Origin of the sequence: Methylobacterium haplocladii, assembly GCF_007992175.1 — a bacterium.
Lineage (GTDB): Bacteria > Pseudomonadota > Alphaproteobacteria > Rhizobiales > Beijerinckiaceae > Methylobacterium > Methylobacterium haplocladii.
This window is the reverse complement of sequence record NZ_BJZT01000018.1, coordinates 106,258-116,531: the sequence shown is the minus strand read 5'-3', so window position 1 is coordinate 116,531 and position 10,274 is coordinate 106,258. Positions and strand designations below refer to the sequence as shown.

Annotated in this window: 10 protein-coding genes; 2 read left to right on the top strand and 8 right to left on the bottom strand. The window is 69.1% G+C overall.

Annotated elements, in window-relative coordinates; all coding sequences use genetic code 11:
• From MHA02_RS09730 to MHA02_RS09700, 7 genes are all read right to left on the bottom strand, one after another.
• Positions 1 to 657 (bottom strand): CHASE3 domain-containing protein (locus MHA02_RS09730; RefSeq protein ID WP_170249148.1); only part of this gene is annotated, 657 nt, incomplete at its 3' end.
• Between the two features lie 155 nt (positions 658 to 812).
• Positions 813 to 2,087, bottom strand: a complete 1,275-nt coding sequence (gene lysA / locus MHA02_RS09725; protein ID WP_147078437.1) for a diaminopimelate decarboxylase — start codon at positions 2,085 to 2,087, stop codon at positions 813 to 815.
• A 98-nt stretch (positions 2,088 to 2,185) separates the two neighbouring features.
• Positions 2,186 to 2,569 (bottom strand): hypothetical protein, encoded by a 384-nt coding sequence (locus MHA02_RS09720; RefSeq protein WP_238180280.1) that lies wholly within the window; start codon positions 2,567 to 2,569, stop codon positions 2,186 to 2,188.
• 103 nt (positions 2,570 to 2,672) lie between these two features.
• Positions 2,673 to 2,939: a 3',5'-cyclic-nucleotide phosphodiesterase gene (locus MHA02_RS09715; protein WP_147078436.1), complete on the bottom strand. Its 267-nt coding sequence runs from the start codon at positions 2,937 to 2,939 to the stop codon at positions 2,673 to 2,675.
• Between the two features lie 164 nt (positions 2,940 to 3,103).
• Positions 3,104 to 3,949, bottom strand: coding sequence for a coiled-coil domain-containing protein (locus tag MHA02_RS09710; RefSeq protein ID WP_244612414.1), 846 nt, complete (start codon positions 3,947 to 3,949; stop codon positions 3,104 to 3,106).
• Between the two features lie 124 nt (positions 3,950 to 4,073).
• A complete protein-coding gene (locus tag MHA02_RS09705) occupies positions 4,074 to 4,685 on the bottom strand; it encodes a DUF1134 domain-containing protein (RefSeq protein WP_147078434.1) in 612 nt (203 codons plus the stop codon).
• 87 nt (positions 4,686 to 4,772) lie between these two features.
• The gene (locus tag MHA02_RS09700; protein ID WP_147078433.1) at positions 4,773 to 5,705 is read right to left on the bottom strand and encodes a 3'(2'),5'-bisphosphate nucleotidase CysQ family protein; all 933 of its coding nucleotides are present in this window, start codon (positions 5,703 to 5,705) and stop codon (positions 4,773 to 4,775) included.
• Positions 5,706 to 5,845: 140 nt separating this feature from the next.
• Here MHA02_RS09700 and chpT point away from each other — a divergent pair, with 140 nt between their 5' ends.
• Positions 5,846 to 6,577 (top strand): histidine phosphotransferase ChpT, encoded by a 732-nt coding sequence (gene chpT, locus MHA02_RS09695; protein ID WP_147078432.1) that lies wholly within the window; start codon positions 5,846 to 5,848, stop codon positions 6,575 to 6,577.
• Between the two features lie 145 nt (positions 6,578 to 6,722).
• Here the strand turns inward: chpT and MHA02_RS09690 are convergent, their stop codons facing one another.
• Positions 6,723 to 7,265, bottom strand: coding sequence for a PilZ domain-containing protein (locus MHA02_RS09690; RefSeq protein ID WP_170249146.1), 543 nt, complete (start codon positions 7,263 to 7,265; stop codon positions 6,723 to 6,725).
• Positions 7,266 to 7,561: 296 nt separating this feature from the next.
• Here MHA02_RS09690 and MHA02_RS09685 point away from each other — a divergent pair, with 296 nt between their 5' ends.
• Positions 7,562 to 10,252 (top strand): hybrid sensor histidine kinase/response regulator, encoded by a 2,691-nt coding sequence (locus MHA02_RS09685; protein WP_147078430.1) that lies wholly within the window; start codon positions 7,562 to 7,564, stop codon positions 10,250 to 10,252.
• Positions 10,253 to 10,274 lie beyond the last annotated feature (22 nt).

The following is a 10,274-nucleotide window of genomic DNA, read 5'->3' as shown; positions in this document are numbered from 1 at the left end:
CACGCTCCCGAGCGGGCGGACGATCAACCGGTTGATCGCGATACCGATCCCGGCGCAGATCAGGAGCGTGACCAGTGCACCGCCCCACAAGGCGAGACTCGCATTGCGCTCGGCCAGCGCGAGACGTTCGTTCTGCGCGACGCGGATGGTCTCCTCCACGGCCTCGATGGCCGCGATCTTTCCGCGAAAGGTGTCGAACAGCTGCTTGCCCGATCCGTCGGCCTCGATCCGGACGGCCTCGGGCCGTGTCGCCGGATCGGCTGCGATCCGAATGGCCGCCTCGCCGATATCCGTCTGCCAGGAACGCGCGGCCGAGGAGGCGTCGGCCAGCATGCGCGACAGTTCGGCATCATGGCCGATCAGAGCGCTCAGGCGATTGACCGTTTCGTCCAGGGCCGACCGCCCCGAGAGGTAGGGATCGAGGCTGGTCCTGCGCCCGGTGATGAGGTAGCCGCGCAGTCCGGTTTCCTGATTGAGCATCGCGGTGCGGAACGCATCGAGGCCGCGGACCACGTGTGCCGACCGGGTCAGGGCTTCGGTCGCGTCGTGCAACTGGGTCATGGTGACCAGGACGGCGCCGCTGCTGAGCACCGAGACCAGCGCGATGGCGCCGATCGCACCGCCGAGCGAGCGGTTGAGGCCAAACGTGTTCGGCATGTCCGTCCCTTCTGCCCAGCCCCGCGGAGAGCTTCGGGCGGCAGCGCCCGAGGGGCGCTACGCCGCGAATTTCGTCAAGAGCAGCCGGCCGAAGCACGCGCGCGGTGATGCGTGCCGTCCGACGGCGGACACGCGATGTCCCGTGCGTCGGAGCGTCACGGCTGCTCCAGCCACCCCGGCAGCCGGTCCAGCCCGATCAACGCGTCATAACTCGTCCGCGGCCTGACCACCGCGACCTCCGCGTCCTTCACCAGAACCTCCGGGACCAGGAGCCGGGTGTTGTAGGTGTTGGCCTGGACCGCACCGTAGGCGCCGGCGGTCATCACTGCGATCAGGTCGCCGGGGGCGACCGCCGGCATCTCGCGCCCGAGCGCCAGGTAGTCGCCGCTCTCGCAGACCGGGCCGACCACGTCGGCGACGATGCGGGGCGCATCCGGGGCCGGCTCCGTAACGGGGCGGAGTGCGTGATAGGCCTCGTAGAGGGTCGGGCGGATCAGGTCGTTCATGGCTGCGTCGACGATGACGAAGGTGCGGCCGGCGGTGCGCTTCACGTAGATCACGCGCGTGAGCAGGATGCCGGCATTGCCGCAGATCATCCGGCCGATCTCGAAGACCGGCCTGAGGCCGAGCGGCCGGAAATGCGGGCGCAGTACCTCGGCGAGCGCGCTCGGGTCGGGCGGGGTGGTGTTGTCCTCGCGATAGGGGATGCCGAGGCCGCCACCGAAATCGATGTGCTTGAGTCGATGGCCGTCGCTCATCAGGTCGCGGGCCAGCGCCGAGAGACGGGCACCGGCCCGGTCGAAGGGCGCGAGATCGGTGATCTGGCTGCCGATATGCATGTCGACGCCGTGGATCGACAGCCCGGACAGCGTCGCGGCGCGGGCATAGACCTCGCGGGCGCGATCGATCGGGATGCCGAACTTGTTCTCGGACTTGCCGGTGGCGATCTTCGCATGCGTCAGCGCGTCGACGTCCGGGTTCACCCGGATCGAGACCGGCGCGGCGCGGCCCACCGACACCGCGACCTCCGACAGGGCATCGAGTTCGGGCTCGCTCTCGACGTTGAAGCAGAAGATGCCGGCCCGGAGCGCCGCCGCCATTTCTTCGCGGGTCTTGCCGACGCCGGAAAACACGATCCTGTCCGCCGCCACGCCCGCTGCGAGCGCGCGCCGCAGTTCGCCTTCCGAGACGATGTCCATCCCGGCCCCGAGCCGCGCCAGCGTCGCCAGCACGGCCTGGTTCGAGTTCGCCTTCACTGCGAAGCAGGTCAGGGCGTCGTCGCCCGAAAAGGCCTCCGCGAACACACGAAAGTGCCGCTCCAGCGTGGCGGAGGCGTAGCAATAGAACGGCGTGCCGACCGTCTCCGCCAGCGCGGTGAGGTCGACATCTTCGGCGTGGAGGCGCCCGTCACGGTAGCGGAAATGATGCATGAGGGCTCTTTAGCAGAACGGGCGGCCTGGGCGAGCAGCCCCGCAGCGACGCCTCTCGCCTCTGCGGGAGAACGTTGGGCGCGCTGCTCAAACCCGCATCAAAGGATCGGATCGAGGATGAACGGTCCTTTGGGAACGGTGAAACCCTTCCTCGCGCCCTTGTTGGTCTGGACGGGGGCACCGCTGTCGACGCCGGCCGGGGTTGCCGACAAGGGAAGCTCGTCGCCGTCGCGGACGGCGTCCGAATCCGGGGCTGCGCCTGCCGAGGCGACGCCGACGCTGTTGGGCAGCGAGCGGGCGGAGGCGGGAGCGGAGGTCCCGCTGCTGCGCTCGCTCGTGGCGCCGGAGGGTGACTCAAGCTTGCCGCGACGGCCGCATCCGCCCGCGGCGAGGGCGACCAGACACAGAGAAATTCCAAGCATAATCAGGTGCTTGGGCGCCAGTCTCGACGTCGTATCTGAAGTTTCGGGGCGGGCGTGCATCGCGGAGTCCGGCATGTCGGCAACCCGAGCTTAGCCGTTCTCAGCCCGGGTGGCGAGCGCACCGGCGCAACAGGGCGCCGGCGCGCATGGCCACCCTGCACGATCAGCCGCGCTTGCCGCTCTTGGAGTTCGGCGGAGCGTACGCATCGATGGCGCGGCGGCAATTCTCGTTGAGCTTCGTCCAGTTGGTCTTGAAACAGGCGTCCATGGCCGGATCGTCCGGCGAGATGTTGCCGCAATACACGAGGTAGTCGTTCGTACACCACTTCTTGAGGGTTTCGTTGCCGCGCTTCGACTCGACGGCCTGCGCCGAGGTCGTGACGGCGAGGGCGATCGCCGCGAGGGCGAACGGCTTCAGGTTCAAGGCCATGGGTCGACTCGACGATGCGTGATGGGAGAACCGGCGTCGGATGGCGGTTCGTCGTGGTGGAAACGCGGCGTGGGCGGGGCGATCGCATGACGCCGCCGTTTGGTGAACGCGGACTTATTGCGCCGGGCGCGCTGCCGCAAGCGCGGCAGCACACGCGAGCCGCCTCAGGAACGCGCTGCGGCCGGGAGCGGAAAGCTTGCCACTGAGGGGAGGCGGTCGCGCTGCGTCAGGGCGTCGGCGACCTCGGCGATCCGCGCGCGTAGATCCGCGTCGTCGCGCTCGTTCGGGGCGGCGCCGTTGCCGTGGCGAGCGGCGAGGGCCTTGGCGAGGGCGTCCTCGGCGACGCCGAGGCTCGCGGCGAGGATGTCGCGCTCGGAGGTCACGGCGGCGTGACGGGCGCTGATCTCGTCGAGGGAGGCGGTGAGCGCGGCCGTTTCGGCGCCTCTCGTCTCGTCGGTGACCTGCTTGTCGCGAAACGCCTCGGCGCGGGCAAGGGCGCCCTGCAAGTCGCCGCGCACGCCGTCGCGCTCGCGGCGTACCGTCTTGAGGTCGACGAGAATCTCGCGATGGGCGTTCTCCAACGCGGTCAGCGCGGCGAGGCCGGCGGCGCCGTCGGAGCGGGCCGAGGAGAGGTCGCGGTCGAGGCCGGAGATCCGGGCATGCGCCTCTTCGATCTCGGCCTTGCGTTGAGACAGTGCCGCATCGCGGCCCTCGATCTCACGTTGCAGGGCGGCGACTTCGAGGAGCTTGGCGCCGACGGTTTCCATGTCGGTGTGGCGGCCCGAGCGGGCTGCCTCGACCTTGCGCTCCATGCGCCGCTCGGCGACAGCGAATTCGGCGCGCAGGGCATCGCGCTCGGCGGCGATCTCCTGCATCGACAGGGGGAACAGGCCGTCGATCCGCCTGCGGGCGAGACGGGCCGCGCGCCGGTTCAACACCGGCAGCATCAGGAGCGCGGCCAAGCTTGCCAGAAGGAAGCCGAGCGCGAAGCTCATCACGGTCTCGATCACGCCGACGGACCCATGCGTGAAACCTCGGGGACTTGTACCGGAAAAACGGCACCGTCAGCGTGTATTGTGCGTTCTGGCCGGCTTCAAGGCAGGCCGATGCCGGCCGTCGCGCGTGCCCCGGCGCTCAGAAGGGGTTCCAGGTCGGCTTACTCGTGAACTTGAGGTAGCCGATGTTGATGCCGAGGCGGGCGCCGACGCCGGTGCGGATCGGGACCACGACGATGCCGTCGTTGGTGACGGCCGTCATGCCGAACCCACCGACGAAATAGGCGGATCCGTCGATCCCGCCGAAGCGCTGGTAGAGGTCCGGCAGGCCGGGCAGGTTGTAGACCAGCATCATGGTGCGGTCGCCGTCGCCGCCCATGTCGAAGCCGATGGACGGCCCCTGCCAGTAGATCCGTCGGTTGCCTGCATTGCGGGTGTAGAGCGTGCCCTCGCCGTAGCGCAGGCCGCCGACGATGGCGCCGGAGGCCTCCTGGCCCAGAATGTAGCCGTTCGGCTCGCCCCAGCGCTTCGTCGCCTCCTCGATGGTGAGCGCCAGGCCCCTGGAAACGCTGCCGAAGAACTTGTGGCCGTTGTCGACGATCTCCGCCGGCCGGAACGATTCGGGCCTGCCGAGATCCTCGCGCGCGGCCGATACGCGGCCGGCCTGGAGCAGGACGGCGGGCGCTGCGAGCAGGGCCGGGATCATGGCCCGGCGTGACAGGGTCTGGTGGGGCACCTTCTTCGTCGACATCGCGATCCTCCTTGCGCGGAATCCGCGCCGAATCCCTCGATTCGGGGGAGTATGGACGGTTCGCGGCAAGACAAGGTTAACGCCGCGTCACGATCTCGCGGAGGTTTCGTCCGGTGTGGCTTCTCCGGCCCGGCGACGCTCGCGGTAGCTCACCGTGCAGCGCTCGGGTAACGCGACGGCAGGCGCCTGCCCGCACGCGCCGAAGGCCGCGAAGGGGCCGTTGCGGTAGAGCCGCGAGCGGTGGCCGTAGGTGAGCCGCTCGCCGTCCGGTCCGACCACGCAGCCGCCTGCGACGGCGAGGATGTGGTCGCCGGCCGCCGTGTCCCATTCCATCGTCGGCACGCAGCGCACGTAGACATCGGCCTCGCCGGCAGCGAGCAGGCCGAACTTGAGCGCCGAGGAGGCCACCCGCCGCAGGGCGATGGGCAGGCCGTCGAGGCAGTTGTCGGTGTCGCGGTCGCCGTGCATCCGGCTCACCAGGGCAACGAGCCCGTCGCGCGGCGGGGCCCGTACCGCGATCGGGCGCGGCTCGCCGGGGCGGCCCTTGCGGATCGGAGCCTCGACGGCCTCGGTGCCGGCGTACCAGACGCGGAACAGACCGGGCGCGGCCAGCGCCGCCGCGATCGGCCGGTCGTTGCAGATCAGGCCGATATTGACGCTGTATTCGGGAATGCCGGCCAAAAAATCGCGGGTGCCGTCGAGGGGATCGACCAGGAAGAACAGCTCGGCGGTGGCGGCCTCGCAGCTGTTTTCCTCGGCGATGACCGGGATGCCGGGCCAGCGCTGGGTCAACGCCTCGACGATGAATTCCTCCGAGCGAGCATCGGCGAGGCTGGCCGGGGACCCGTCGGGCTTGAGCTTATGCGGGCAGTCGCCGCCATGGTAGCCGCGCAGGATCTCACCGGCCCCGCAGGCGATCTCGGCGAGGCCCGCCGCGATGGCGTCGCGCACCGGACCCGAGACGGGCGCGGTCAGGCGAGGGCGTGACGCAGGACGCGGTTGTGAGGCGGAAGCACTCATCCCTGTGGTCATGCCCCGAAGGCCGGCGCTTGTCGACACGTCTCGTCGAGAACCGCTGACGCTTTTCAAAGCAGGCCCCGGTGTCTATCGGTGCCGGACACGCAGCGCACGCCCGACAGAACTCATCGCGGAGCCGCACCATGGCCAGCCTCACCCTCGACGCCCTCGATCTCTCGGCGCTGCTGTGCTCGCGGGTCTGCCACGACCTGATCAGCCCCGTCGGGGCGATCAACAACGGGCTCGAGGTGCTCGAGGACGACAACGATCCGTCGATGCGGGAATTCGCTCTCGACCTGATCCGCAAGAGCGCGCGTACCGCCTCGGCCCGGGTGCAGTTCGCCAGGATCGCCTTCGGCGCTTCGGGCTCGGCGGGTGCGGCGATCGACCTAGCCGACGCCGAGAAGCTGACCCGCAACATGTTCGCGGATGAGAAGCCGGACATCGCCTGGAGCGCGCCGGTGGCCCTGTTCCCGAAGAACAAGGTCAAGCTGCTGCTGAACCTCGTGGTGATCTCCAACACCGCGATCCCGCGCGGCGGCCTGATCGACGTGACGGTCACCGGCACCGGCGACGCACCCGAGATCGTGATCGTGGCCAAGGGCTCGCACGCCCGGATCCCGCCCCATGCCGAAGAGTTGATCGCCGGCACGCCCGAGGACGGCGCCGTCGATTCCCACGGCATCCTGGCCTACTACGCCGGCCTCGTCGCCCGCGCGGCCGCGATGAAGGTGACGTTTGCGATCGAGGGCGACGCGGTCACGATCCGCGCCGCCCCGACCGAAGCCTCCGTGGAGCCGGCTCCGGCCAATGCCCCGACCTCCGAGGACGACCGCCCGTCGGACAGCGAGCCTTCGGATACGGCGCTGGCGTAGGACCGGCCTATCGCCGCCGCCTTCGTCATTGCGAGCGCAGCGAAGCGACGCGGAGGCGCGAACCCATCGTTCGGGATGCGGCCCTGGATCGCTTCACCGCGCTCGGAACGACGGTCGAAGGTTCCGGAATTGTTCGGGGTAATCTTTACAGCACCACCTGCTCGTTGAACGTCTCGACGCTGAACGGCAGCCGGAAGGCGACACCGATGCCGTCGTCCTTGTGGCGGATGACCGTGGCGTAGCGCTTGCCGACGGTGACCACGGCGCCGACGTTCGGCCTCTCGGCGACCACCAGCCCGGCGCCCGACATCGACAGGTCGGCGATCTCGGCGGCGAGGGACCGGCCGTCCGGCCATTTCACCGTGGTACGGCGCTGCTTGGGCACGATGCGGGCGCCGGCGCGCCGGTCGGACAGCCCGTCGACGTTGCTGCGGAGCCAGGTCAGGCGTGCCTCGATCCGGGCCTGTCGCCCCGCATTGACCTCGACGCCGATGACGAAGCCGGTCTCGGTCAGTTCGCGGATGCTTCCGGCGATCAGTCCGATGCCGTCGACGTAACAGATCACTTCGCGGCCGATGTCGTCGTCCGACGCGAGGTAATCGCAGGTCACCTCTGCGGTCTCGCTGTCCGGGAGGTGGACGACGCAGGGAAATTCCCTGTCCTCGCCGATCGTGCAGCGTCCGGACACGGTTACCCGATCCTCCGTCGCCAAAGGTAGAGGTCCGAAGGCAAGCACGACGCAGTCCTCCAAAGTCGAGTGAACGGTCAAGTCGTGATTGCCGCTACGGTTGCACGTGCAGCTTGTGTAGCGAATACCGGTTTTCATTCATGGTGACCGGTACGTTACCGTCACTGATCAGAACCAGGGGAAGATGGCCGAAGACAGGACGGCCGTGGACGCCTGCCCGCAACACTTCACTAACCCAACTCGGTCACAGTCCGTTTTGCACGGCAGATGCCTGCGCGTAGACCGAGTACTGGACGATGGACGATCTGCTTCGCGAGTTCCTCACCGAGAGCGCCGAGCATCTCGATACCGTCGATGCCGAGCTCGTGAAATTCGAGCAGGATCCCAACAACCAGCCGATCCTGCGAAACATCTTCCGCCTGGTCCACACCATCAAGGGAACCTGCGGGTTCCTCGGCCTGCCGCGCCTCGAAGCCCTGGCGCACGCGGCCGAGAACCTGATGGGCCGGTTCCGCGACGGGTTCCCGGTCAGCTCCGCCTCCGTCACGCTGATTCTCGCGACCCTCGACCGCCTCAAGGCGATCCTGGCCGACCTCGAAGCCGGCGGCACCGAGCCGGCAGGCTCGGATGCGGACCTCATCGAGGCCCTCGACGCCATGTCCCAGGAGCCGGCGACCCCGCCGGCCGCGGCCCCCGCATCCGCGCCCCTGGTGGTCCAGGCGCTGGCGCGCGAGCTCAAACCCGGCGAGGTTTCGCTGGAGGATCTCGAGCGCGCCTTCATGGAAGCGGAAGGCCCGGACGAGCTGCCGCCGCTCACCGCGCCCACTCCCGTCGCCGAGGCGCCCGCTCCCGCCGCTGCCACTGCGCCGGCTCCCGCACCGGCCCCGCAGGCTCCGGCCGCCGAGGCCAAGCCCGTCGAGATGTCGCCGGAGGCCGAAGCGGCCGCGCAGAAGAACCGCACGATCCGGGTCAACGTCGAGACCCTCGAGCACCTGATGACCATGGTCTCGGAGCTGGTGCTGACCCGCAACCAGCTGCTCGAGATTGCCCGCCGCCACGAGGATTCGAGCTACAAGGTTCCGCTGCAGCGGCTCAGCCACGTCACCGCCGAGTTGCAGGATGGCGTGATGAAGACCCGCATGCAGCCGATCGGCAACGCCTGGCAGAAGCTGCCGCGCGTGGTGCGCGACCTCTCGGCAGAACTGTCCAAGGGCATCGAGCTGGTGATGCTCGGCGCCGAGACCGAGCTCGACCGGCAGGTGCTCGAACTCATCAAGGATCCGCTGACCCACATGGTCCGCAACTCGGCCGATCACGGCATCGAGTCGACGGGCGAACGCATCCGGGCCGGCAAGCCGGCCGGGGGCACCATCCGCCTGTCGGCCTATCACGAGGGAGGCACCATCTCGATCGAGATCGCCGACGACGGACGCGGGCTCGACCTCGTCGCCATCCGCCGCAAGGCGGTGGATCGCGGCATCGCCAGCCAGGCCGACGTCGAGCGCATGAGCGATTCCGAGGTGGCGAAGTTCATCTTCCACGCCGGCTTCTCGACGGCCCAGACCGTGACCTCGGTATCCGGCCGCGGCGTCGGCATGGACGTCGTCAAGACGAACATCGAGTCGATCGGCGGCATGATCGACATCGCCACCCAGCGTGGCGCCGGAACCACCTTCACCATCAAGATCCCGCTGACCCTCGCCATCATCTCGGCGCTGATCGTCGAGGCGAGCGGCCAGCGCTACGCCGTGCCGCAGATCGCCGTGCTCGAACTCGTGCGGATCGAAGCAGAGGGCACCCACCGGGTCGAGCACATCAACGGCGCGCCCGTGCTGCGCCTGCGCGAGCGGCTCCTGCCGATCACCTCGCTCTCCGGCCTGATGAAGGCGGACACGGACCAGGCGGGTGGCCCGGTCTCCGGCTTCGTCGTCGTCGCCCAGGTCGGGCGCCAGCGCTTCGGCATCCTCGTCGACGAAGTCTTCCACACGGAAGAGATCGTCGTGAAGCCGATGTCCTCGAAGCTGCGTCACATCCCGCTGTTCGCCGGCAACACCATCCTCGGCGACGGCGCCGTGGTGCTGATCGTCGATCCCAACGGCATCGCGCGCAAGGTCGGTCAGGGTGCCGTGTCCAGCGATAGCGCGACGCAGGTCGACGAGGCGGCCGAGGCCGCCTTGGACAAGGCGACGCTGTTGGTCTTCAAGGGCGGCGGCAGCTTCAAGGCCGTGCCGCTCTCCCTCGTCACCCGCATCGAGGAGATCGATGCGAGCAAGATCGAGTGGCTCGCCGGCCGTCCGCTGATCCAGTACCGCGGCAAGCTGATGCCGCTGGTGCCGGCCGACCCCGCCATCGTGATCCGCTCGCAGGGCACCCAGGCGCTGGTGGTGTTCTCGGACGGCGACCGCGCGATGGGCCTCGTCGTCGACGAGATCGTCGACATCGTCGAGGATCACCTCAACGTCGAGATCGTCGCCGAGCGCTCCGACCTGATCGGCTCTGCCGTTCTGCGCGGCCGGGCCACCGACATCGTCGACGTCGCCCACTTCCTGCCGCTCGCCTACGACGACTGGGCACGGGGACCGCGCGCCGCGAAGGCCAAGAACCCGACGCTGCTGCTCGTCGACGACTCCGCCTTCTTCCGCAACCTGCTGACGCCGGTGCTGAAGGCCGCGGGCTACGACGTCGCCACGGCGGCGGGCGCCGACGAGGCGATCGCCCGGCTGAAGGCCGATCCGGATATCTCCGTGGTGGTGGCCGATCTGGAGATGCCGGTCCGCAGCGGCTTCGACCTCGTCGCCGAGATGCGGAGGGGCGGCGGACGGATCTCCGGGCTGCCCGTGATCGCCCTGTCGGGTGCCATCGGTCCCGACGCGGTCACGCGGGCGCGGGCCCTGGCGATCAACGATCTCGTGGCGAAGTTCGACCGCAGCGGCCTCGTCGCGGCGCTCGCCGAACTCGACGCTGCTCCTCTCGACCAGGCTGCCTGATCCCCATGTCCTCCGGAACCGC

Excerpts from the sequence above, each read along its gene's own strand:
- lysA (WP_147078437.1), bottom strand. The coding sequence starts at position 2,087 with ATGCATCATTTCCGCTACCGTGACGGGCGCCTCCACGCCGAAGATGTC.
- MHA02_RS09720 (WP_238180280.1), bottom strand. The coding sequence starts at position 2,569 with ATGCACGCCCGCCCCGAAACTTCAGATACGACGTCGAGACTGGCGCCC.
- MHA02_RS09715 (WP_147078436.1), bottom strand. The coding sequence starts at position 2,939 with ATGGCCTTGAACCTGAAGCCGTTCGCCCTCGCGGCGATCGCCCTCGCC.
- MHA02_RS09705 (WP_147078434.1), bottom strand. The coding sequence starts at position 4,685 with ATGTCGACGAAGAAGGTGCCCCACCAGACCCTGTCACGCCGGGCCATG.
- MHA02_RS09700 (WP_147078433.1), bottom strand. The coding sequence starts at position 5,705 with ATGAGTGCTTCCGCCTCACAACCGCGTCCTGCGTCACGCCCTCGCCTG.
- chpT (WP_147078432.1), top strand. The coding sequence starts at position 5,846 with ATGGCCAGCCTCACCCTCGACGCCCTCGATCTCTCGGCGCTGCTGTGC.
- MHA02_RS09685 (WP_147078430.1), top strand. The coding sequence starts at position 7,562 with ATGGACGATCTGCTTCGCGAGTTCCTCACCGAGAGCGCCGAGCATCTC.